This window comes from Pseudomonas sp. PDM10, from assembly GCF_014852295.1.
Classification (GTDB): Bacteria; Pseudomonadota; Gammaproteobacteria; order Pseudomonadales; family Pseudomonadaceae; genus Aquipseudomonas.
Genome location: NZ_JACVBJ010000004.1, coordinates 263,208 through 287,721 on the forward strand (window position 1 = coordinate 263,208; position 24,514 = coordinate 287,721).

The 24,514-nt window shown below is 60.9% G+C and carries 19 protein-coding genes; 10 read left to right on the top strand and 9 right to left on the bottom strand.

The window, feature by feature from the left end; translation table 11 throughout:
* Positions 1-135 precede the first annotated feature (135 nt).
* Entirely contained in the window at positions 136-5,043 is a 4,908-nt protein-coding gene (locus IB252_RS15705) for an NAD-glutamate dehydrogenase (protein WP_192409453.1), read from the bottom strand.
* Between the two features lie 503 nt (positions 5,044-5,546).
* Between IB252_RS15705 and IB252_RS15710 the strand changes: the two genes are divergently transcribed.
* The 10 genes from IB252_RS15710 (at position 5,547) to IB252_RS15755 (ending at position 18,955) form a co-directional block, all read left to right on the top strand.
* Positions 5,547-5,900 carry a hypothetical protein gene (locus IB252_RS15710; RefSeq protein ID WP_074876853.1) on the top strand — a complete coding sequence of 118 codons (354 nt, stop codon included), beginning with the start codon at positions 5,547-5,549 and terminating at the stop codon, positions 5,898-5,900.
* Positions 5,901-6,361: 461 nt separating this feature from the next.
* Positions 6,362-7,321 carry an AAA family ATPase gene (locus IB252_RS15715; RefSeq protein WP_008150800.1) on the top strand — a complete coding sequence of 320 codons (960 nt, stop codon included), beginning with the start codon at positions 6,362-6,364 and terminating at the stop codon, positions 7,319-7,321.
* A gap of 5 nt (positions 7,322-7,326) precedes the next feature.
* On the top strand, positions 7,327-8,271 hold the full coding sequence (locus IB252_RS15720) for a DUF58 domain-containing protein (protein WP_192409454.1): 945 nt from the start codon (positions 7,327-7,329) through the stop codon (positions 8,269-8,271).
* Entirely contained in the window at positions 8,268-8,762 is a 495-nt protein-coding gene (locus IB252_RS15725; protein ID WP_192409455.1) for a DUF4381 domain-containing protein, read from the top strand. The genes IB252_RS15720 and IB252_RS15725 overlap by 4 nt, the downstream gene beginning before the upstream one ends.
* Positions 8,755-9,831 carry a vWA domain-containing protein gene (locus IB252_RS15730; RefSeq protein WP_111451556.1) on the top strand — a complete coding sequence of 359 codons (1,077 nt, stop codon included), beginning with the start codon at positions 8,755-8,757 and terminating at the stop codon, positions 9,829-9,831. The genes IB252_RS15725 and IB252_RS15730 overlap by 8 nt, the downstream gene beginning before the upstream one ends.
* Complete coding sequence (locus IB252_RS15735; RefSeq protein ID WP_192409456.1) at positions 9,828-11,567, top strand: tetratricopeptide repeat protein; 1,740 nt, start codon at positions 9,828-9,830, stop codon at positions 11,565-11,567. The genes IB252_RS15730 and IB252_RS15735 overlap by 4 nt, the downstream gene beginning before the upstream one ends.
* Positions 11,564-13,204 (top strand): BatD family protein, encoded by a 1,641-nt coding sequence (locus tag IB252_RS15740; protein ID WP_192409457.1) that lies wholly within the window; start codon positions 11,564-11,566, stop codon positions 13,202-13,204. Before IB252_RS15735 ends, IB252_RS15740 begins: the two co-directional genes overlap by 4 nt.
* Before the next feature lie 275 nt (positions 13,205-13,479).
* On the top strand, positions 13,480-14,724 hold the full coding sequence (locus tag IB252_RS15745) for an exonuclease SbcCD subunit D C-terminal domain-containing protein (RefSeq protein WP_192409458.1): 1,245 nt from the start codon (positions 13,480-13,482) through the stop codon (positions 14,722-14,724).
* On the top strand, positions 14,721-18,362 hold the full coding sequence (locus IB252_RS15750) for an AAA family ATPase (protein WP_192409459.1): 3,642 nt from the start codon (positions 14,721-14,723) through the stop codon (positions 18,360-18,362). The genes IB252_RS15745 and IB252_RS15750 overlap by 4 nt, the downstream gene beginning before the upstream one ends.
* Positions 18,359-18,955 (top strand): glutathione S-transferase, encoded by a 597-nt coding sequence (locus tag IB252_RS15755; protein WP_192409460.1) that lies wholly within the window; start codon positions 18,359-18,361, stop codon positions 18,953-18,955. The genes IB252_RS15750 and IB252_RS15755 overlap by 4 nt, the downstream gene beginning before the upstream one ends.
* A 23-nt stretch (positions 18,956-18,978) precedes the next feature.
* Here IB252_RS15755 and IB252_RS15760 read toward each other — a convergent pair whose 3' ends face one another.
* From IB252_RS15760 to araD1, 8 genes are all read right to left on the bottom strand, one after another.
* Positions 18,979-19,236 carry a hypothetical protein gene (locus tag IB252_RS15760; RefSeq protein WP_192409461.1) on the bottom strand — a complete coding sequence of 86 codons (258 nt, stop codon included), beginning with the start codon at positions 19,234-19,236 and terminating at the stop codon, positions 18,979-18,981.
* On the bottom strand, positions 19,233-19,445 hold the full coding sequence (locus IB252_RS15765; protein ID WP_008157051.1) for a hypothetical protein: 213 nt from the start codon (positions 19,443-19,445) through the stop codon (positions 19,233-19,235). Before IB252_RS15765 ends, IB252_RS15760 begins: the two co-directional genes overlap by 4 nt.
* A gap of 115 nt (positions 19,446-19,560) precedes the next feature.
* Positions 19,561-19,686, bottom strand: a complete 126-nt coding sequence (locus IB252_RS30370; RefSeq protein WP_256596898.1) for a hypothetical protein — start codon at positions 19,684-19,686, stop codon at positions 19,561-19,563.
* Between the two features lie 208 nt (positions 19,687-19,894).
* Entirely contained in the window at positions 19,895-20,074 is a 180-nt protein-coding gene (locus tag IB252_RS15770; protein ID WP_192409462.1) for a hypothetical protein, read from the bottom strand.
* Between the two features lie 155 nt (positions 20,075-20,229).
* Positions 20,230-21,399 (bottom strand): lactonase family protein, encoded by a 1,170-nt coding sequence (locus tag IB252_RS15775; RefSeq protein ID WP_192409741.1) that lies wholly within the window; start codon positions 21,397-21,399, stop codon positions 20,230-20,232.
* Positions 21,392-21,688, bottom strand: a complete 297-nt coding sequence (locus IB252_RS15780; protein WP_134097098.1) for a DUF5629 family protein — start codon at positions 21,686-21,688, stop codon at positions 21,392-21,394. The genes IB252_RS15775 and IB252_RS15780 overlap by 8 nt, the downstream gene beginning before the upstream one ends.
* Positions 21,689-21,890: 202 nt before the next feature.
* Positions 21,891-23,471, bottom strand: coding sequence for an aldehyde dehydrogenase (NADP(+)) (locus IB252_RS15785; RefSeq protein ID WP_192409463.1), 1,581 nt, complete (start codon positions 23,469-23,471; stop codon positions 21,891-21,893).
* 10 nt (positions 23,472-23,481) lie between these two features.
* Entirely contained in the window at positions 23,482-24,474 is a 993-nt protein-coding gene (araD1, locus tag IB252_RS15790) for an AraD1 family protein (protein ID WP_192409464.1), read from the bottom strand.
* Positions 24,475-24,514: the final 40 nt, after the last annotated feature.

Below are 24,514 nucleotides of genomic sequence, written 5' to 3' on the forward strand. Positions count from 1 at the left end.
CATTAGTTCTGTGTACGACGCAAACCAATGTGGGAGTGAGCCTGCTCGCGATGAGGCCCGACCAGACGGTACAAAATCTTCAAGCAAAAAAAACCCCGTCTCTCTCAAGACGGGGCTTCTTCATTCAGCGCCTGATCAGGCCGCCGGCTCCAACTCAGCGCTGGCAATGCTAGCGGCAGTGACGGGCACTACCGCTTGACCGCTCAACGCCAGATCCAGCAACTCACGGTTGGCCACCGCATACATGGCGTAATCAGTGCCGCTGGCGGCACGGATTTCTACCAGCATGGCGCGCCAGCGTTCGATCATGCCTTCGTGCTCTTCCATCCAAAGTTCCAGACGGGTTTCCACGTCCTGGGTGCCGTCGCCCTGTTGCAGGACGGAGATGGTGATCGCACGTTGTTGCCAGTCGACGTCATCGCGGAACGCTTCACGGGCCAGGGCCTGCCAGTTGTTTTCAACCGGCAGAGCGCTGATCTGTTGCAGGTACCAGGTGATGTCCAGCGCGCTGCCCACGGCGAAGTATGCCTTCGCCACGTCGGCGGCGTTCTGACCGGTCACGTCGGACGCTTCGATGATCGGCAGCAAGGTGTACAGGTGAGTGGTGCCTGCAACCATGCGCGCCAGCAACTCAGGAACGCCAGCCGCAACGTACGCCTGATAACGGGTCTGCCAGCCTTCGCGGGTCGGGCCTTCCAGCAGTTCGTCGAGCTTGAGGCCCAGCGCTGCCAGATGTGGACCGAAGTGCGCGACGTCACGGGCAGCATTCTGCTCGTTACGACGGCTGCGCAGGAACCAGCGCGTAGCGCGACGGCCCAGACGCATCAGCTCATCCATCAGCTCCAGTTGCACGTCAGCGGAAACCTGGTAGTCCAGTGCTTCGATCTGACGGAACCAGTGCGGGAGATGGAAGATGTCGCGCACGATCACGTAAGCACCGGCCACGTTCGCCGGGCTCATGCCGGTCGACTCTTTGAGTCGTTGAACGAAGGTGATGCCCATGTGGTTGACCAGATCGTTGGCGATCTGGGTGCTGACGATCTCACGCTTCAGACGGTGACGGCGCATGGCGTCGGAGAACTTGCTCACCAGGGTCGGCGGGAAAGCGGTTTCCATGTCGCGCGTCAGGTAATCGTCGTCCGGCACCTGGGAGTTGAGCAGCGCTTCCTTGAGGTCGATCTTACTGTAGGAGATCAGCACCGACAGCTCTGCACGGGTCAGGCCATGGCCTTCCGCGAGACGCTCGTTGATCGCTTCTTCAGACGGCAGGAACTCGATGGCGCGATCCAGCTTGCCGCGGCCTTCCAGATCGTTCATCAGACGCTTGTATTCGGCAATCCGCACGAAGGCACGGCGTGCCGCCAGGGACAGTGCCTGAGTCTGCTTGTAGTTGTTGCCCAGCACCAGGTTGCCGACTTCGTCGGTCATGCTCGCCAGCAACTGGTTACGTTGCTTGTCGGTCATGTCACCGGCATGAACCACTTCGTTCAGCAGGATCTTGATGTTCACTTCGTGGTCGGAGCAGTCCACACCACCGGCGTTGTCGATGAAGTCGGTGTTGGAACCGCCGCCATTGAGGCCGAATTCGACACGACCCAGCTGGGTCATACCGAGGTTACCGCCCTCGCCCACGACTTTGCAGCGCAGTTCGTTGCCGTTCACGCGCAGCGCATCGTTGGCCTTGTCGCCGACATCGGCGTGGCTTTCGCTGCTGGCTTTGACGTAAGTACCGATACCGCCGTTCCACAACAGATCCACCGGTGCCTTGAGCAAGGCGTTCAGCAGTTCGGTCGGGGTCAGCTTGTCAGCCTGAATGTCGAAGCGCTCTTTCATCTGCGGGGAAATCGCGATGCTTTTCGCGCTACGGGAGAAGATCCCGCCGCCTTCGGACATGATGCTGGTGTCGTAATCCGACCAGGCCGAACGCGGCAGGTCGAACAGGCGCTGACGCTCGGCGAAGCTGTTGGCCGGCTCCGGGTTCGGGTCGATGAAGATGTGCAGGTGGTTGAACGCTGCGACCAGTTGCAGCTTGTCGGACATCAACAAGCCGTTACCGAACACGTCACCGGCCATGTCGCCGACGCCGACGACCGTGATGTTGTCTTCCTGAACATTGATGCCGCGTTCGCGGAAGTGACGTTGCACGCCAACCCACGCGCCCTTGGCGGTGATGCCCATTTTCTTGTGGTCGTAACCGGCCGAGCCGCCCGATGCGAACGCATCGCCGAGCCAGAAGCCGTAGTCGATGGCGATGCCGTTGGCGATGTCGGAGAAGGTTGCAGTGCCCTTGTCCGCAGCGACCACCAGGTACGGGTCATCGTCGTCATGACGCACGACGTTGGCCGGCGGTACCAGCGCGCCGTCTTTCAGGTTGTCGGTGATGTCCAACAGGCCCGAGATGAAGATGCGGTAGCAGGCGATGCCCTCGGCCGCGATCTCGTCCCGACCGCCACCCAGTGGCAGGCGACGCGGCAGGAAGCCGCCCTTGGCGCCCACCGGCACGATGACCGAGTTCTTCACTTGCTGGGCTTTTACCAGGCCCAGGACTTCGGTGCGGTAGTCTTCTTCACGATCAGACCAGCGCAGACCACCGCGAGCAACGTTGCCGAAGCGCAGGTGCACGCCTTCGACACGTGGCGAGTAAACGAAGATTTCGAACTTCGGTACTGGCTTCGGCAGCTCTGGAATCTGGTGCGGGTTGAACTTGAAGCTGAAGTAGGACTTGTTCTGACCGTGCGCGTCGGTCTGGTAGAAGTTGGTCCGCAGGGTGGCCTTGATCAGGTCCAGGTAGCGACGCAGGATACGGTCTTCGTTCAGTACCTGAACGTCGTCCAGGGCGCTGAGAATCGCGTGTTCCAGGCGTTGCTGCTTGTCTTCCAGATCGTCGCCGGTCAGCTTGCGCGCCAGGTAGAAACGGGTTTTGAACAACCGGGTCAACTCGCGAGCGATGTCGGTGTGATTGTTCAGGGTGCTGGCGATGTAACCCAGGTCGAAGCCCAGGCGAATCTGCTTCATGTAACGGGCGTAGGCACGCAGTAACGCGACATCGCGCCATGGCAGGCCGGCAGTCAGCACCAGGCGGTTGAACGCATCGTTCTCGGCATCGCCGCGCACGATGTGGACGAAAGCGTCCTGCAAGGTGTCGTTGAGTTGCTGGATGTCGAGTTCCAGGCCTTCAGCGGCGGTGAACGCGAAATCGTGAATCCAGAACTCGCGGCCATTGTTGTGACGCAGGCGATACGGGAATTCACCCAGCACGCGCAGGCCGAGGTTTTCCAGGATCGGCAACACGTCTGACAACGCCAGCGGGGTATCGGCGTGATACAGCTTGCAGTGCAGCTCGCGCTGACCGGAGACCTGACCCAGTGGCTGATAGAAGCTCATCACCAGCGGATTGGATTCTTTCAGGCTCAGCAGGTGCTGCATGTCGACCACAGCCGAATGCGCGGCGAAACGCTCGCGGTAACCGGCCGGGAAGCCTTTCGGGAAGTCGGCCAACACGTTGGTGCCGTGGGCTTCGCCGAAGCTTTCGACCACCAGGCTCGCGTAGTCGTCCTGCCAGCTGCGGCAGGCTTGCACGACTTCTTTTTCCAGCAGAACCGGGTCGATGTCCAGACGGTTCTTCGGATCGACGCGCAAAATCAGTTGCACGCGGGCCAGCACGGACTCGGAGAAGAAGGTCCAGAACTCGCAGTCCGAGGCTTTCAGGCGATCCATCAGCACTTGCTGGATCTTCTGGCGCACTTCGGTGGAGTAGATATCGCGCGGCACGTACGCCAGGCAGTAGCAGAAACGACCATACGGGTCTTTGCGCAGGAACACGCGAATCTTGTTACGTTCCTGGATCTGCACGATCGACATCACGGTGGCAAACAGTTCGTCGACCGGGGTCTGGAACAGGTCGTCACGCGGCAGCACTTCAACCACCTGCGCCAGTTCCTTGCCCAGGTGAGCCTTGGCCTGGAAGCCGGAACGGCGTTCGATTTCTTCGACCTTGCGGCGGATGTACGGGATGACCCGCACGCTCTCGCCATACACCGAAGAGGTGTACAGGCCCATGAAACGGCATTCCTTGATCACGTTGCCGTCGGCATCGATTTCACGGATCGACACGTAATCCGGGTAAGCCGGACGGTGTACACGGCTTGGGTGCGCAGCCTTGGCGAATGACAGCAGGGTCGGTTCGCGCAGGTAGTTTACGGCGTAGTCTTCGATGCGCAGGTCATCGTAGGTCAGGCCGGTACGCAGCAGTTTGGTCAGGCCGAGGAACGAGTCCTGGTCGTAGACGATGTGGCCGCCGTCGGCTTCATCGCGCACCACGAATTCTTCATAGCCCAGGAACGTGAAGTGGTTGCCCACCAGCCATTCCAGGAAGCTTTTGATTTCGCCTTTTTCTTCAGGGTCGACCGCGAACTGGCTGTTGTCCAGGCCGGTCAGGATTTCCTGAACCTTGGCTTTCATCGGCTCGAAATCGGCAACCGCAACGCGGACTTCACCGAGAACCTGTTCCAGTTCCTTGCTCAGGACATTCAGTTCGGCCGAGTTGGCGCAACGGTCGATTTCCAGGTACATCAGCGATTCTTGAAGAATGCCTTCGCCCTGGGTGCCTTTCGGCAGGATTTCCAGCAACTCGCCCTTGCTGCCGCGACGTACGCTCAGCACAGTGGTTTGCAGGGTATGGATGCTGTAGCCGCGACGGTTCAGCTCGGTGCGTACCGAGTCCACCAGAAATGGCAGGTCGTGGTGCAGCACTTCGACCGCGGTGTGGGTCGACTGCCAGCCGTGGCGTTCGTAATCGGGGTTGTAGACGCGCACTTGCGGTTGCGCGTGATCGAAGCGCTCAAGCAGGCGCCACGCAGAAAGGGTGCAGCCGGCGAGGTCGGACAACCGACGCTGGGTCAGCTCGTCCAGGGAAATGATGCCGAAAAATTGTTCCGCGAACAGCGCCACTTGTGGCAGTGCCTGTTCACTGATGTGCTGGGCCAGTGCCGCTTGCAGTTGGTGCTGGAAGTCGGCTTTGCTGGCTGCGGTGAAGAACGCCATCTGTGGTACTCCGCTTGGGCTTGTTATTGATGGAAGCGTCGCGTGCAAACCCCTTTCGGGGCAATCCGTCACCCTGTTCCTGATTCTCGGGCAGAGGAAACAGGATGACAGGTGGGTGAAGCTGGACGAGACACTCAGGTCACATTCACCTTCCATGAATGGGCATCTGCAAAAACGACTGGGCAAGGTGCAGCGCAATGCCTTTACAGGTGCTCATCCGTTGCGCAGCTTAACCAGTGCGGCAAGCCCCGTGCTTGCAGCGCTGCGACATATTCGGTCATCGGTACGCAGCTTGCGCCTTGTGCATCGAACAACACTAGCAGCCGCACGGCAAAACGGGGGGTTTAAGCCCGGTTTTACGGCACATCCGTACCAGAAATGACCAGCAACACCCCAGATGTTCACGACACATCCTCAGACACTCAGGCGAGCAGAAATTCCCCAGGGCTGGCAGAATCGCCCTTTGTTCGTCTTCACAACGCTCGTCGAGCCAGGAATTCCCCATGCAAATGACCACCGCCCTCTTGATCGTCAACCCGTGCGACGACGAAGAAGACAACATGGCCATGCTCTGCTGCCACAGCGATCAGGGCGATATGTTCCTGATGACCCGCTACCCGGACGAGGACGCGCTGGACATCAGCCTTGGCGACGAGCCTTCGACGCTGGACGGCGTAAAAGTCACCCTCAGCCCTACCCGCCTGCTGATCGAAATCGCTGCCGCTGACGCCGATGCGCTCAACGGTGATGATTCGCTGGAAATCATTCACAGCACTGATGCGAGCGATTTGGCTGAAGTGGAAGAAACACTGCAGAACATTCTCAAGGGCACTGGCACCTACATAAGTCAGCTCTGAGTCTCAGAATTTCGGGTGCCTGAACCGGCCTCATCGCGAGCAGGCTCGCTCCCACAGGGGGTCTCCTGCGGATGCAAAAATTTGCGTCCAGCACAATTCCAATGTGGGAGCAGAATTTCCTCAGGGGTACTGGCACCTAAGTAAGTCAGCTCTGAGCCTCAGAATTTCGGGTGCCTGAACCGGCCTCATCGCGAGCAGGCTCGCTCCCACAGGGGGTCTCCTGCGGATGCAAAATTTGCGTCCAGCACAATTCCAATGTGGGAGCGGGCTTGCTCGCGAAGAGGCCCGAAAGAACACCATCACCCTCTGAGTCCTACAAAATTCAAACAATCTCGCCAATCAATTCCTGCACTTTGCACAAAATGCCGTTAGTCGCCGCCCCCCGCGATAGATTAAAGTAACGCCCCCAGCCCTGGCGTTATTCGAACGTCTTCGGTCACCCTTTCCAGGAACAGTCATCGATGGAACATCGTGAAGCGCTGCTAGCGCTGCGAACCTTTCTTTCAACGCAGATTCTCGGCCAGGAAAAACTCATCGAGCGCTTGCTCATCGCCTTGCTCGCCGACGGCCACATGCTGGTCGAGGGCGCTCCGGGCCTGGCCAAGACCAAGGCCATCAAAGAACTTGCCGAAGGCATCGAAGCACAGTTCCATCGCATCCAGTTCACCCCCGACCTGTTGCCGGCCGACATCACCGGCACGGAAATCTATCGCCCGGAAACCGGCAGTTTCGTGTTCCAGCAAGGCCCGATCTTCCACAACCTGGTGCTGGCGGACGAAATCAACCGCGCCCCGGCCAAGGTTCAATCGGCCCTGCTCGAAGCCATGGGCGAGCGCCAGGTCAGCGTCGGGCGCAGCACCTACGAGCTGTCGCCGCTGTTTCTGGTAATGGCCACACAAAACCCGATCGAGCAGGAAGGCACCTATCCATTGCCCGAAGCGCAACTCGACCGCTTCCTGATGCACGTGAAAATCGGCTTCCCGGACGCCGCCGTCGAACGTCGGATCCTGCAACAGGCCCGTGGCGAAGCGCTGAACGGCGAAACCAAGCCCGAGCGCCGGGTCAGCCAGCAGGCGATTTTTGCCGCACGCAAGGAAATCCTTGGCTTGTACATGGCCGATGCCGTGGAGGAATACCTGGTGCAACTGGTCATGGCCACGCGCACCCCGGCCAAGTTCGACCCGGAGATGGCCGAGTGGATCGCCTATGGCGCCAGCCCGCGCGGCTCGATTGCCCTCGACCGTTGCGCCCGGGCCCACGCCTGGCTGGCCGGTCGCGACTTCGTCAGCCCGGAAGACATTCAAGCCGTGCTGTTCGACGTACTGCGCCACCGCATCATTCTTTCCTTTGAAGCCGAAGCCGCGGGCATCGACCAGGACCGGGTGGTCCAGCGGATTCTCGACGTCGTAGCCGTCGCTTGACCCCGATGAACGTCACCCTGCCGCCCGAGCCGGGCATCCGTGTCAGCCTCGCCGAACTGATCGAGATGCGTCATCGCGTGCGTGAAGTGCAACTGTTTTCCACACCGAGCCAGCGCAGCCCGCTGATCGGCCTGCACCACTCCAAACTGCGCGGGCGCGGGGTGGACTTCGATCAGGTGCGGGTCTATCAGGCCGGCGATGACGTGCGCAGCATCGATTGGCGCGTCACCGCCCGCACCCAGGAACCCCATACCAAGCTGTTCCATGAAGAGCGCGAGCGGCCGATTTTCATCATGGTCGAGCAAAGCCGCCGACTGTTTTTCGGCTCGGGGCTGATGTTCAAATCGGTGCTCGCCGCCCAGGCCGCGAGCCTGATCGGCTGGGCCGCACTGGGTCATAACGATCGGGTCGGCGGACTGGTGTTCGGCAACAACGAGCACTATGAAATCAAGCCACGACGCAGCAAACAGAGCCTGCTGCAATTGCTCAACCGGCTGGTGCGGGTCAATCAGTCGCTGCACACGGAAAACGAGCCGGACCGGGACGCCTTCAACATTGCCTTGCGTCGCGCCCGGGAAGTACTGCGCCCCGGCAGCCTGGTGATCATCATCTGCGACGAACGCACCCTGACCGAGGGCGCCGAACAACAGCTGAGCCTGTTGTCGCGGCATTGCGATCTATTGCTGCTGCCGGTATCCGATCCGCTGGATCACGCCCTGCCCGCCGCCGGGCTTTTACGTTTTGCCGAACGCGGTGCGCAACTGGAACTCGACACCCTGAATTTCGAGCTGCGCCAGACCTATCGCGCCCAGGCCGAAGCGCGCCTCGCTCGCTGGGAATTGCTCGCGCAGAAGCTGCGGGTATTGCTGATGCCCCTGAGCACCCAGAGCGAGATGGTCGAACAATTGCGCGAATACCTGAACCCGCAGAAACCGGGGAAAGGCCGATGAGCAGCCTCGATCAACTGCAACCGCTGATCTCCCCGCCACCCATCGAATTCTGGCCACCGGCACCGGGCTGGTGGCTGTTGCTGGTGTTAGTGCCGTTCATTGGTTTCGGTCTGTGGAAGGCCAGGCACTTCTTTGCGAACAAACGCCCGATCGTGCGCGCCGAACAACCGCTGGACCCGGTGCGCCTCGCCGCGCTGGCAGAACTCGCGCGGATGCCCAAACCCTACGACGGCGCGCCGGCCGGTGCCTGGTTGCAGCAACTCAACGGTTTGCTCAAACGCCTGTGCCGCAACCATTACCCCTACAGCCAGAGCCACACCCTCAATGGGCGCAAATGGCTGGCATTCCTCGACAATCGCTGCCCGGCCGCCGGCCTGACCCGCTGGATGGTGCTGGTCGAAGGCGCCTACAAACCCGAATGCAAACTCGACGACAAGGCCATCGCCGGCCTGACTCAAGCGGTCGACACCTGGATTCGTAAACATGTTTGAGTTCGCCTGGCCGTGGGTCTTTGCCCTGTTGCCGCTGCCCTGGCTGATGCGCGTCGTGCTGCCTGTCGCCGACAGTGGCGAGCCGGCGCTCAAAGTCAGCTTCCTCGGCGACCTCGAAGGCCTGGTCCGCCGCCGCGCCCGGGCCAACCTGCCGGCCTGGCGCCAACAGGCACCGTTCATTCTGCTGTGGCTGTTGCTACTGATCGCGGCGGCGCGCCCGCAATGGCTTGGCGAACCGCTGCCCATCGCCGCCAGCGGTCGCGATCTGCTGGTAGCGGTCGACGTGTCCGGCTCGATGGATTTCCCCGACATGCAGTGGCAGGACGAAGAAGTCAGTCGACTCACCCTGGTTCAGCACTTGCTCGGTGACTTCCTTGAAAGTCGCGATGGCGATCGCGTCGGCCTGATCCTGTTCGGCAGCCAGGCGTATCTGCAAGCACCGCTGACGTTCGACCGGCACACGGTGCGCGTGTGGCTTGACGAGGCGCGGATCGGCATCGCCGGCAAGAACACCGCCATCGGCGATGCCATCGGCCTGGCCCTCAAACGCCTGCGCCAACGCCCGGCACAAAGTCGCGTACTGATTCTGGTCACTGACGGCGCCAACAACGGTGGCCAAATCGACCCGCTCACGGCTGCGCGGCTGGCGGCTAGCGAAGGCGTGAAAATCTACCCGATCGGCATCGGCGCCGATCCGGAGCAAAGCGGCACTTTGGGTTTCCTGGGGGTCAACCCGAGCCTCGACCTCGACGAACCCTCCTTGATGGCGATCGCCGAAGCCACGGGCGGCCAGTATTTTCGCGCCCATGATGGCAAGGAACTGCAAGCGATCAAGGACACCCTCGACCAACTGGAACCGGTGACGCAGCAACCGACTCAGGCCCGCCCGGCTCAGGCGTTGTACCACTGGCCTTTGGCGCTGGCGTTGCTGTTGAGCATGCTGCTGGTGGTTCGCGAGCGCTGGCCTGACAACCCATTGCGGCGACTGTTCACCAAGGACCTTCTGCAAACTCAACTGCCCGACTGGCGCCAGCGGCTTAAACGCCTGCGTCTGCGGAGGCGCCGATGAGTGCACTCTGGCCGTACTTGTTCCGCCCCTGGTGGTTGCTGTTGTTGCCATTGCTGGGCTGGTTGCTCTGGCAACTCTGGCATCGGCAGAAACGCGCCGGGCGCTGGCAGATGATTCTGCCACCGGCCTTCCATGCCGCGCTGCTCAGTGGTGGCAGCGGTCGCGACAGCAAATTGCCGTGGGTCATCCTTGGATGTGCCTGGGTGCTGACTGTTCTGGCGCTGCTTGGGCCGAGCTGGGAACGTGTCGAGCAAGCCAGCCAGAAACCCGCCGACCCACTGGTCGTGGTCCTTGAGCTGACCCCGGAAATGCTCGCCACCGACGTACCGCCCAGCCGGCTGGAACAGGCTCGGCGCAAGCTGTTCGACCTGCTGGAGAACCGCAGCGATGCCCAGACCGCGATCGTCGTCTACGCCGGCAGCGCTCACACGTTGGTGCCGCTATCTGATGACCTGTCGACCAGCCGTAATCTATTGGATGCCCTCAAGCCTTCGCTGATGCCCCAAGTGGGGCATCGCGCCGACCTGGCGGTGACCAAGGCCCTTGCCCTGCTGAAACAGGGCGCCCTCGGCGACGGGCGGATCCTGCTGATCGGTTCGACCTTGACCGAACTGGAACGCCAGGGGATTGAGCAGGCGCTGGACGGCAAATCGACACAATTTCTGATGCTCGGTATCGGCACTGCCGAAGGCGCGCCAATCACCCAGGAGGACGGCAGTTTTCTGAAGGACGACCAAGGCGCGATTCTGGTGCCACATCTGGACGAGCCAAGCCTGAAAGCCTTTGCCAACGACCTGGGCGGAAGCTATCGCCACGCGCGCCTGGACGATGCCGACTTGCGCGCACTCGGCTTGCTCGAGGGACCACGCGCGCTGCGCAACGACGGCCATACCCTGCGCCTCGATACGTGGGCCGATCAGGGTTACTGGCTGTTGTTGCCGTTGCTGCTGCTGGCGGCGTGCGCCGGTCGTCGCGGCTGGCTGTTCTGCTTGCCACTGCTGTTTTTGCTGCCACAACCGAGTTATGCCTTCGACTTCAACGATTTGTGGCTGCGGTCCGACCAACAGGGTCTGATCCTGCTCAAGCAAAAGCGCCCGGCCGAGGCGGCGCAGCATTTCGAAGATCGACAATGGCAAGGTGTCGCGCTCTATGAGGCAGGCGACTACAGCGGCGCCGCCCAGCGGTTCGCCGAAGGCAGCGACGCCCACGCCCACTACAATCGTGGCAACGCCCTGGCCAAAAGCGGCGAGCTGGAAGCCGCGCTGGATGCCTACGATCAGGCACTGGAACGCCAACCGGATTTGCGTCCGGCCCTGACCAACAAAGCGCTGGTGGAAACTCTGCTCAAGCAGAAAAACACTCCACCGCCCGTTGATCAGGACAAAAACGCCGGCAACGAGACCGAGCCCCCCACGCAAGAACCGCCGCCGGGCGCGGCCACGCAACCGGCGGATAAGGGCGAACCGAAAAGCGACGGCCAACCAACCACGACGGACTCTGACCAACAGAGCAAAGCGCCGTCGAAACCCGGCACCAATGAAGTCCCGGGCAGTGAACTGGGGGATGAAGACAGCACCCGACCACCGATGCGCCCGGCCAACGACAGCATCGACGGCGAACAGCGCCAGGCGCTGGAGCAATGGCTGCGCAAGATCCCGGATGACCCGGGTGAATTGCTCAGGCGCAAATTCTGGTATGAACAGCAACAACATCAGGATCAGGGAAAAACTCGATGACCCGCTTCACCACTTTCTTGCTCGCACTGCTGATCTGCACTGTTCAGGCCCAGGCTGCGGGGCTGGTCGCCAGTGTGGATCGCAGTCGCCTGAACAGCGGCGAAACGATTGAACTGACCCTGGAATCCAACGACGTGACGCAGTTCGGCAGGCCCGACCTGACACCACTGGAGCCGCTGTTCGACGTGCGCGGCACCCGTCAGGTCAACCAGTTGACCACCCTGAACGGCGACAACCGGGCGACCACCCGCTGGATCATCACCCTGCTGCCTCGGCAAAACGGCAGCGTGGTGATTCCGTCACTGCAACTGGGTGACGTGCAGAGCCAGCCGATCACCGTGCAAGTGGTCGAGACCGAAACCCAGGACAGCCCGACCCAACGGGACCCGGTGTTCATCGACGCCAGCCTCGATCAAAACAGCGTGTACGTACAAGCCCAGGCGATCCTGACCTTGCGCATCTACCATTCGGTGTCGCTGTACGACGACAGCAGCCTGCCCCCTTTGCAAATCCCCGATGTGCGCATCGAGCAACTGGGCGAAGCACGCACCTATGAGAAAGACATCAATGGCCTGCGCCACGGCGTGATCGAAATGCGCTACGCGATCTACCCGCAACACAGCGGTGAGCTGGTCATTCCACCGCAGGTATTCAATGCCGCACTGGTGGACGCACAACCCGCCAAGGACTCAGCCGCGCAGGCACCGAAATCCGGCAAATTGATGCGGGTCAGCTCCGCCGAGATTCTGCTGACGGTCAAGGCCAAACCCATCACCTACCCGGCCGACGTGCCGTGGCTGCCGGCCCGTAGCCTCAGCCTGAGCGAAAGCTGGAACCCGGAACCGGATCATGCGCAGGTGGGTGATTCGTTGACCCGCAGCCTGACGGTAAAGGCTGAGGGGCTGGACAGTTCGCAACTGCCACCGCTGCCCGCCACCGACGTCAACGGCTTGCGGCGCTACCCGGATCAACCGGTGCTGGGTAACCAGAACAGCGAACGAGGCCTGATCGGCAGTCGCGAAGACCGTGAAGCCCTCGTCCCGACGCGCAGTGGCGCAATCGAATTGCCAGCGGTTGAAGTGATCTGGTGGAACACCTTCGAGGACCACCTGGATCACAGCAGCCTGCCGGCCCAAACCCTGCCAGTGGCGAACAACCCGAGCCTGATAGTCGACACCCCGGCCGGCATGCCTCAAGTCTTTTCCGCAGCCGACAACGAAGCCCTCTGGTGGTGGAAACTCAGCACCCTGATCCTGGCCTGCACCACCCTGCTGGGCTTCGGTCTCTGGTGGCGCGCCCGCTGGCAACCGGCGATCCTGCGTGCGGCGCAGACCGGCCCGAGCCCGCGCACGGTGCTCGACGATCTCAAACGCGCCTGTCAGGCCAACGACTCCCACGCCACCCGCCAGGCCCTCGACGCCTGGGCCCGACAACAACCGGAAACCCTGGCCGATATGGCGGCGCGCTTTGTGCCGTTGTCCGACGCCCTCGACGGCTTGAACGGCGCGCTCTACAGCGAAACCGGCCAGCATTGGCAAGGTGAAGACCTGTGGCGGGCGATCAAGGCGATTCCGATTGCCGAGCGGGTTCAGGATCCGGTGGGCGACAGTGGATTGCCGCCGCTTTATCCGAAGTAAAATCACTATCACTTGAGGGAAGGGGCTTTTGTGGCGAGGGGGCTTGCCCCCGTTCGGCCGCGAAGCGGTCGTAAATCCAGGTAATGTGATGTATCTGAAGAAACGGAGGGGCCGCTTCGCGACCCAACGGGGGCAAGCCCCCTCGCCACAAAAGCCCCGCCACTACAGCAAGGTCAGTACATAGCCACATCCAACGTGTTTGCCAGTAAACTCCCTCCCCTTTAGCCGCCATCATTTTCCTCGCGGCCATCACCTTATTTCCTACGGAGTTCACCTTGCGTCTGTTTCACACCTCCGACTGGCACCTTGGGCAAAACCTGCACGGCCAGGAACGCGATTTCGAACACGCCTGCTTTCTCGAATGGCTGCTGCGCCAGCTGAAGCTGGACCAACCAGACGTGCTGCTGATCGCCGGCGATATCTTCGACACGGTCAACCCGCCGGTCAAAGCCCAGGAACGCCTCTACGACTTCATCGTCAGCGCCCATGAACAGCAGCCGAAGCTGACCATCGTGATGATCGCCGGCAACCACGATTCCGGCTCACGGATCGAACTGCCCGCGCCGTTGATGCGGCGTTTGCGCACGCATGCGCTGGGTCGTGTGCTGTGGCTGGATGATGGCCAACTCGACGCTGAGCGCCTGCTGCTGCCATTGCCGGATGCCAAAGGCAAAACCGTCGCCTGGTGCCTGGCGCTGCCGTTCCTGCGCCCCGCCGAAGTAACCGGCGCGCACCTGGGCGACAACTACCTGCGCGGTATCGGTCAGGTTCACGAATGGCTGATCGAAGCGGCCAATGCCAAGCGCAAACCGGGTCAGGCGCTGATCGCCATCAGCCACGCGCACATGGCCGGCGGTTCGGTGTCGGAAGACTCCGAGCGCAGCCTGATCATCGGCAACGCCGAAGCGCTGCCCGCCAGCCTGTTCGGGCCGAGCATCAGTTACGTCGCCCTCGGTCACTTGCACAAGCCGCAGAAGGTCAATGGTGAAGAGCGCATCCGCTACAGCGGCTCGCCGATTCCGTTGTCGTTCTCCGAGATTGGCTATCAGCACCAGATTCTCGACATCACACTGAAAGGCGAAACCCTGGTCAGCGTCGAACCCAAACTGATCCCCCGTGCGGTGAATCTGCAACGCATCGGTCCCGCGCCATTGGCGGAAATCCTCCTGCAACTGGCTGACTTGCCGAACATCGACCTACTGGCCGATATCCAGCGCCAGCCATGGCTGGAAGTTCGGGTGCGCCTCGACGAGCCGCAACCCGACTTGCGTTATCAAGTGGAAACCGCCCTGCAAGGCAAAGCCGTGCGGCTGGTGCGGATCGCCGCTGAATATGCCGGCAATGGCAGCCGCGATGGCGTGGATGACGGCACGGCCTTGATCGAACTCGACCAGCTCTCGCCTCAGGAACTGTTCAGCCGCGCCTGGCAGGACAATTACGGCAGCGAGGTCGACGAGCAAACCCTCAAGGACTTCGCCGAGTTGTTGCAAGACGTGCAGATGGAGAGCGAACAACCATGAAGATCCTCGCGATCCGCCTGAAAAACCTCGCCTCACTGGCCGGGCCTTTTGAAATCGACTTTACCGCTGAGCCGCTGGCCAGCGCTGGTCTGTTCGCGATCACCGGGCCGACCGGCGCCGGTAAAAGCACCTTGCTCGACGCCTTGTGCCTGGCGCTGTTCGGTGCTGTGCCTCGGCTGAGCAATGCCCAGGTGTCTGCCAAAGCGCCAGACGCCGACGGCGAGATCAGCACTGGCGACCCCCGCACATTGCTGCGTCGCGGCACGGGTGAAGGGTATGCCGAAGTCGATTTCGTTGGCATCGATGGCCGTCGCTACCGCGCTCGCTGGGAAGCTAATCGCGCCCGGGAGAAGGCCGGCGGCAAGCTGCAAGCCAGCCGTCAGAGTTTGCGCGACATCGATCTGGATCAACTGCTGGCCAGTCAGAAAGTTGAATTCAAAACCCAGCTCGAATCCGTTCTGGGCCTGAACTTTGAGCAATTCACCCGCGCGGTGCTGCTGGCCCAGAGTGAATTCAGTGCGTTCCTCAAGGCCAACGACAACGAACGTAGCGAACTGCTGGAAAAACTCACCGACACCGCGCTGTATACGCGCCTCGGTCGCCGGGCGTTCGACAAAACCAAAGAGGCTCGCGAAACCCACAAGCTGTTGCAGGACCAGGCCACCGGCGTGACGCCGCTGTCGCCCGAAGCGCGCGCGGAACTCGATGAACGCTTCAACGAGGCTCAGCAACAACTCAAGACCCAGCAAGCGCAACTCAAGCAATTGGAGCTGCAACACACCTGGCTCAAGGACTTGCGTCAATTGCAGGACGAACAACAGAGCGCCACCGAGCAGCTGCAATCGGCCCGGCAGCACTGGGAAGGTCTGGCCAGCGAACGTTTGAAGCTGACTCGCCTGGAGCAACTGGCCCCGCAACGGCACCAGTTCGCCCGCAAGACTGAACTCATCGCCCAGCTCACACCGCTGGCCGCGCAGATTCAGCAACACACCCAACAGCAAACCGAGCTGAACGAGCGCCAGACGCAACTCGAACACAGCCTGAGCGCTGCGCAGGCCGCACTCGTCGAAGCCCAAGGCCAACACACCTCCAGCGCTCCGCTGCTGCGTCAGGCCTTCGAAGAGCAAAGCACCCTCGCCCGTCTGGTCAAGGACGCCAGCCTCAGTGCCGAGCTCAAGCAGCAGACGGAACTGGCCTGCACTCAGGGCCAAAACGCGATCCAAGGCTTGCTCGACCAACAGAAACAGGTCGCCGAACGTTTGCAGCGGATTGCCGGGGAGCTTAAACAAAGCACCCCTCTAGCACCCTTGAGCGATGCCTGGAACGCCTACCGTGATCGCCTGCAACAGTTGATGCTGATCGGCAATCGCCTGAACAAGGGCCAGGCCGAACTGGCCGCCCTGGAACAAAGCGCCGCTCGCGCCGCCGAGGACCTGTCCACTCAGCGCCAGAGCCTTGAAGTGCTGTACAAGGAAGCCGGCGCCGAACCGGAAGCGGTGGCCGAGCAGATCCGGATTCTCGGGAGTCTGTTGCAAGACAACCGCAAGCAGCAGCGAGCCTTTGAGGAGCTGACACGCCTGTGGGCCAGTCAGCAGGAACTGGACAAGCGCGCGTCCGAACTCCAGCAGCGCCAGCTCACCGCTCAGCAAGAACGAGAACGTCTGACCCAGGACGGCGTGAAAGCCAAGAACGAATTGGTCATTGCCGAACAGACCCTGAGCGTCACCCGCGAACTGCTGGAGCGCCAGCGCCTGGCCCGCAGCGCCAGTGTCGAAGAACTGCGCGAGCAGTTGCAGGACGATCAGCCGTGCCCGGTCTGTGGCAGCCCCGACCATCCCTATCATCAGCCCGAAGCCCTGCTGCAGAGCCTTGGCCGGCATGATGAAAGCGAACAGGCCAACGCCCAGAAAGCCGTCGACCTGCTGAAAGAAAAGCTCACTGACCTGCGCGCTGAAGTGGGCGGCGTGATTGCTCAGCAAAAGGAGTTGCTGCAACAGCAAGAACACCTCGCGACGCAGCAACAGAGCCTGGCACCGAGCCTTGAAGCCCATCCGTTGTCTGCGCAATTGCTCACGCAGGATGCGGCTAAACGCGATGCCTGGTTGGTGCAGCAAAATAACCAGTTGAACCAAAGCATCACTCAGGACGAACAACGGCAAACCGCCCTGCTCACCCTGCAGCAAGACGCCGCGCGCCTTCAACAGCAACTGCGTAGCGCTGAAGCGGCGAGCCAGCAAGCTGCCCAGCACCTGGCCAACCAGCAACGTGAGTTGAGCAGTGATCGCCAGCGTCTGGACGAGGAGTTGAGGGCGTTCAGCACCCTGCTCCCGGCCGATACGCTGCAAGCGCTGCGCAACGAGCCGGCCGCGACCTTCATGCAGTTGGACCGGCAGATCAGCCAGCGCCTGGAACAACTCGATCAGCAACGCGATGAACTCAGCGAACAGCAACAACGGCAGCAAACGCTGGAGAAAGAACAGGACCGCCAACTCACTCGCCTCCAGCAGTTGGAAACGGCCCGCCAGCAATTCACCGCCCTCGCCGACCAGCAACAGGCCTGCCAGCAAAAACTCACGCAATTGCTCGGCGAACACGCCAGCGCCGAGCAGTGGCAGCAGCAACTGGATCAAGCCGTCGAACAGGCGCGCAATGCCGAAGCCACGGCCAATCAGGAACTGCAAACCGTGCGTACGCGGCTGGTGCAGCTGGGCGCCGAACTCAAGGCTCAGCAAGAACGTTCGCAGGCACTGGACACCGAAGATCGCGAGCTGAGCGGCAAGATTGCCGACTGGCGCGCATTGCATCCGGAGCTGGATGACGGTGGTCTGGAAGATCTGCTGAGTGTCGACGACCAGCAGCTCAGCGAACTGCGCCGGCAATTGCAGCAAAGCGAAAAAGCCATCGAACAGACCAAGGTCCTGTTACAGGAACGCGATCAGCGTCTGCTCAATCACCAGGCACAGCACAACGGCAATCTCGACTTCGAACAGCTGGCCACGGCGCTTGCCGAATTGCAAAACCAGTTCACCACCAGCGAACACCGTTGCGCCGAACTGCGCGCCGAACAGGCCGAGGATCAGCGCCGGCAAAACGCCAATCAGGCCCTCGCGCAGCAGATTGCCGACGCCTATACCGAATACCAACGCTGGGCACGTTTGAATGCCCTGATCGGTTCGGCCACGGGCGACACCTTCCGCAAGATCGCCCAAGCCTACAACCTCGACCTGCTGGTGCATCACGCCAACGTTCAGTTGCGGCAACTGGTGCGGCGCTATCGCCTCAAACGTGGCGGCAGCATGCTCGGGTTGTTGGTGATGGACACCGAGATGGGTGATGAACTGCGTTCGGTGCATTCGTTGTCCGGCGGCGAGACGTTCCTGGTGTCACTGGCCCTGGCGCTCGGTTTGGCGTCCATGGCATCGAGCACGTTGAAAATCGAATCGTTGTTCATCGACGAAGGCTTCGGCAGCCTCGATCCGGAATCCCTGCAACTGGCCATGGATGCTCTCGACGGCTTGCAAGCCCAGGGACGAAAAGTCGCGGTGATTTCACACGTACAGGAAATGCACGAACGGATTCCGGTGCAGATTCAGGTCCGCCGTCAGGGCAACGGCCTGAGTACGCTGGAGGTGAAATGAATACGCTGTACTCCTTCCGCCGCTGCCCCTACGCGATGCGGGCGCGCATGGCCCTGCGCTATTCAGGGGTTGCGGTGAATATTGTCGAGGTCAGTCTGAAGGCCAAACCTGCCGAAATGCTTGCGCTGTCGAGCAAAGGCACGGTGCCGGTGCTGAACGTCGACGGTCAGGTGATCGATGAAAGCCTGGCGATCATGCACTGGGCCCTGGCGCAGAATGATCCGCAGGATTGGTTGCTCAAGGATGATCCTGCCGGGCAGCAACTCATTGCCGGGTTGATCGAAGAAAACGATCAAGTGTTCAAAGTGCACCTGAATCGCTACAAGTACGCCGAGCGATACCCCGAGCAGCCAATGACGGTTTATCGAGCTGAGGGCGAGGTGTTTTTGCGCAGGCTCGATGAGTTGCTGGAGGGACGCGACTTCTTGCTGGCCGAGCATCCGAGCCTGGCGGATGTGGCGCTGATGCCGTTCGTGCGGCAGTTCGCCCATGTCGATCGCGAGTGGTTTGGGCAGACGCCCTATCGCCGTTTGCAGGCCTGGTTGCAGCGGTTTCTGGAGTCGGAGCTTTTCATCGGAGTAATGGCAAAGTAGCGGTCCATTGTGGCCGCTGGCATTCACGCCAATACCGAGCACATCTCCAATACCGAGCAATCCACGTGGAACGGCCCGAAGAAGTCGTTCTGGCGTTCGATTGGCGGATTCCCGGCCAGCAGCCCCAAGGCCTTCGCGGTTTCAATGTTACGAGCAAGGTTGTGATTGGCTTCGATAGTCCGTGCCACCGACCCCGCCGAGCCCTGTCCGATCCCCAGCAAGGAAGATCCATTGGTCATGAACGCCAGGAAGGCGATGACCCAAAGTCTGTGCCCTTTCATTCCCCGGCGACTCCCGCGAGTTCAGCCTGATCGACCATCGCGGTTTGCGAACGGTGTTCAAACTGGATGCCGGGATGAGCGACTTGAATCGGTGCTTCAAGCGGTTGGCGCGATTGTGGCGAGAGGCTGACAACCAGCACCAGGACCACGTAAAGAGCGATAGCCAGGTAGGCGCCGTGTTTGGCAGAAGTGATGATTGCGCTGGCCATGATGTTCTCCGCAGGCATGTTTCGATGCCCACAGAATCGATCAAAAAACCGGTGGTAACCACTCAGGATTACCCATAGTAACCATCAGCTTCGTTAATCATTGAACCAAACTATCTCAGTCTTCAATAAAACTTATCAAGCGCTCGCGGGCCGCATCCGGCTCGTCTGGAACGGGCTGGGCAGCCGAAAGAATGGGAGTGGAATAGAGAAACAGAAGAACCACGGCCAGACGCATTGCCATGCTGTCGATCCTTATCATGAGAAGGAGTCAAAAAATCAGCGTCAAATTTAAACGTGTGGCCATGTGATATCAAGCATTACATTGATGGCAATATAATGCTGTCGTAAACGCGTTATGCAGGAGCGACATCACTCAGGTTTCTCAAAGCTTTTCAGCTCGATCCACTCAAGTGACTTCGCTCCTGCATAAAAGGTGCAGGGTTCAAATTTCAGCCTTGGGTCTTGTGATCCAGAGCCGCGTAAAAGTTGGCGCTCTGTTGCAGGTATTTCTGGGTGTAGCTTTGGGCGTGGGATTTTTTGTCGCTGATTTCAACGTTGGCGCTGGCTGGCAACGCAACGGTGGCAGAGATTGCGGAAGCGGCGATTACAGAGAAGAGATTGAAGTTCATGGCGGTGTTCCTCGGATTCGGTTGGCTTGCTTGCCCGGTGGGGCCGTGAAGCAAACTTAACCTTCGAGGTTGGCGCCTTGAAATCTTTTGTAGCATTAGCAGATATCAGCGTCATTAATAGAAGGATGCAGGCCCCATCAACCGGGGCCTGCGGCTTATTGACGCACCATGAACTTGAGGTCGCTCGGGGCATCGATCGGCAGTTTTTGCACGGTTTTACCCAGCAGGCCTGTCTTCGAATCGCGCTCGACGACGACAATCTGGTTGCTTTTCTGATTGGCGATCAACAAGAACTTGCCACTCGGATCGAGGCTGAACTCGCGCGGGTGATCACCGTCTACGGAACGGCGCTGCAGTTCCTTGAGGTGCCCGGTCGCAGGATCGATGGCGAACACCAGCAACTGATTGGCGGTCCCACGGTTGCTGACGTAGAGGAACTTGCCATCGCTTGACGCGTGAAGTGCAGCGGCTGCCTTGTCCGAAACGGGTTGCCCCGCCGCCAGCTCAACCATCTGAGTTTGCTTGAGTTGGCCATCCTTGTAATCGAACACCGCAACCTGCGCGCTCATTTCCATGGTCAGCCATGCGTGTTTGCCATCGGCGCTAAACAGCAAATGACGCGGACCGCTGCCGGGTGGCAACTGGACAGACGCCGGTGTAGCGGCGGTCAAGGGCAGTTCCGGGTTAGCCGTGGGGTCGAAGCGGTAGGCAAAGATCTTGTCAGCGCCCAGGTCATTGGAGAACACATACTGGCCGTCCGGCGAGGACACCGTGGAATGCACGTGTGCCGACATCTGCCGTTCAGGATTGACCCGGCTCGATGGATGGCTGCTCATCTGCACCACGGGTTTGAGTTTGCCATCGGCGTCCACCGGCAACACCGCCAGGGTGCCGCCCGGATCTTCAGACACCGAATAGTTGCTAACAAACAGGTGACTGGCTTCAGCGCTGAGGCCCGAATGCGTCGGCTCGTTGCCCAGGCTCTGCACCTGATTGATCAGGCTCAGTTCATGGGTTTTCGGATCGATCGCATAACTGCTGACGCGCCCTACCGGATCGGTCTGTCCCGGGCCGTTTTCGTTGACCACGAACAGCTGACGCTGATCCTTGGACAGGGTCAGCCAGGATGGGTTTTCGCTCTTGATCACTTGCAACGGCTTGGCGTCGATCTGCCCGGTAGCGCTGTCGAAGTTCAGGCGATAAATCCCCTGGCTCTGACCGGCGGTGTAGGAACCGACCAGCAACTGATAGTCGTCGGCCGACGCAACCTGAAAACCCATCGCGCCGACGCTGCCGGCCATCAACAATGGCCAGAGCTTACGCATCCTCATTCGCTTCTTCCTCGTCGTCATCACCGCGGAACGCGGTCATGCACACCAACCGGTGCTCGCCGGAACTGCCGGTGATCAGCCAGCTTTGCAGGTCTGGATCGAAGGTCGCGGCCTCGACCTCGGCCGGGGTGAATTCCCAGTGCTTGGACACACGACCGTCCAGGCATTCGATGTGCAGGTTATCGTCTTCATCGAGGGAGAATTCGAAGGCATGCAGCCCGTCGATTTCCACCATATCGCAGTGTTCGAGGGTGGCGAGCAAGGTGTCGGTTGGGGCGGTCATGGCAGTCAATCTTTGAATGGGAAAGACGCAATGATAGCTCAATGCAGGAGCAACTCCGTGTCGGTCACTAAACTCACACACAACCCCGAACAAATGTGGGAGCGAGCCTGCTCGCGAAAGCGGTGTATCAGCCAAGGTTGATATCGACTGACACTCCGCATTCGCGAGCAGGCTCGCTCCCACTGGGGGTTGTGCTTGGCGATTACAGCGCGTCGCGGGACGGCTGCCCGTCCACCAACCGCTGAATACGCAGCGGATTGCCATTCTTCAAGGCCTCCGGCAGCAAGCTGTCGGGGTAGTTCTGGAAGCACACCGGACGCAGGAAACGGTCGATGGCCAAGGTACCCACCGAGGTGCCGCGCGCATCGGAAGTGGCCGGATACGGACCGCCGTGGACCATTGAATCGCAGACTTCCACGCCAGTCGGATAGCCGTTGAGCAGGATCCGTCCGACCTTCTGTTCCAGCAGCGGCGTCAGCTCAGCGAACTGCTCGAAGTCTGCCGGCTCGCCAATGATCGTTGCCGTCAGTTGACCATGCAGGCCGTTCAACGCGGCGCTGAGTTGCGCCTGATCGGCGACCTCGACGAACACCGTGGTCGGGCCGAACACTTCTTCCTGCAGCACTTCGTCGCCCTTGATCAACAGGCTGACATCGGCCTTGAACAACTGCGGTTGCGCCTGATTGTCCTGTTGCGCACTGCCGGCCAGGTGCTCGATCCCCGGATGAGCGAGGAGTTTTTGCAGGCCTTTGCCATAGCTGCTCAAGGTCCCGGCATTGAGCATGGTTTGCGCCGGTTGATCGCCGATCAGCCCCGCCACCTGTTGCACGAATGTGGTGAATTGCGGCGAACGAATACCAATCACCAAGCCGGGATTGGTGCAGAACTGACCGCAACCCTGGACCACCGAAGCAGTCAGGTCACGAGCGACCGATTCGGCGCGAACGTGCAGCGCCTGCGGCAACACGATTACCGGGTTGATGCTCGACATCTCGGCGAACACCGGAATGGGCTGCGCACGGGCTGCGGCCATGTCACACAACGCACGGCCGCCCTTGAGCGAGCCGGTAAAGCCAACCGCCTGAATCGCCGGATGCTTGACCAGCGCTTCGCCAACCCCACCGCCGTAGATCATGTTGAACACGCCGGCCGGCATGCCGGTTTTCTCAGCGGCGCGGGTGATCGCGTCGGCCACGAACTCGGCTGTGGCCATGTGACCGCTGTGGGCCTTGAAAACTACCGGGCAACCGGCGGCCAACGCCGACGCGGTGTCACCGCCAGCCGTAGAGAACGCCAACGGAAAGTTACTGGCACCAAACACGGCCACCGGTCCGAGGCCGATGCGGTACTGACGCAAGTCCGGACGCGGTAAAGGTTTGCGATCAGGCAACGCCAGATCGATCCGCGCACCGTAGAAATCACCGCGACGCAGCACCTTGGCGAACAGACGCATCTGGCCGCTGGTGCGACCGCGTTCGCCTTGAATCCGAGCGGCGGGCAGCGCGGTTTCGCGGCAGACCAGCGCCACAAAGTCATCGCCCAGCGCGTCCAGTTCATCGGCAATCGCGTCGAGAAATTGCGCCCGACGTTCGGCGCTCAGGTTGCGATAGGCCGGGTAAGCCGCGGCGGCAGCCTTGGCGGCGGCGTCGACTTCTTCCGGCGTCGCCTGGGAGAAATCGAACGGCAACGCTTCGCCCGTGCTGGCGTCGATGCTCTGTAGATTGAGTTGACCGGCCGCACTGCGCTGACCGCCGATGTAGTTGTGACCAAGAATTCGGGTCATGCCTATCTCCTTAAAGGGTGCCAACAGTGCCGGGCTCGAACGCTGCTTCAACCGGTGCAATCCCGTTGATCAACGGTGCACCGAACTCGGCCTGGCTGATCTCGAACACGTCACCCGGCTGGGTGCGAATGCCATCGGCAAAGGACAGGGTCGCGGTGCCGAAGAAGTGAATGTGTACATCGCCCGGGCGCAGGAACTGGCTGTACTTGAAATGGTGGTACTCGAGGTTTTCCAGGCTGTGACACATGTTGGCCTCGCCACTGAGAAACTCGTTCTGCCACAGCACTTCGCCGTCGCGCAGGATGCGGCTGGTGCCCGCCAGATGCTTCGGCAGTTCACCGACCCGAAGTTCCGGGCCATAACTGCAACTGCGCAATTTGGAGTGGGCCAGGTACAGGTAATTCTTGCGTTCCATCACGTGATCGGAGAACTCGTTGCCCACGGCAAAACCGAGTCGATACGGTTTGCCGTCGTGGCCGATGACGTAGAGCCCGCTGAGTTCCGGCTCCTCCCCGGCGTCTTCGGCGAACGGTGGCAACGGGAACGGTTGGCCCGGACGCACGACGATGCTGCCGTCGCCCTTGTAGAACCATTCCGGTTGTACACCGGCCTGCCCCGCTACCGGTTTGCCTCCCTCCACGCCCCATTTGAAGATGCGCATGGTGTCGGTCATCGCGGCTTCGTCGCCGACTTGCTGATGCATCTTGTCCCGGGCCGACGCACTGCCCAAATGGGTCAGGCCTGTGCCGCTGACCAGCATGTGTGCCGGGTCCGGGTGATCCAGCGGCGGCAGGATTCGCAACTTGGCCAGCAGTTCGGCATAGTCATGGCTGATGCCCAGGCCCAGGGTTTTCACCTGTTGCTCAAGATTGACGCCGGCCTCGATCGCGGCCAACGCCAGATCGCGAACGGTGCGCGCGTCCTGCACTTCGCGCACCAGACCGTCCTCGACCACGCCCACCCGGCGCTCGCCGTTACTCAATTCGAACTGAACTAAACGCATGAATCTTCTCCTGTGAACAATCTTGAAGTTGGCATCGCAC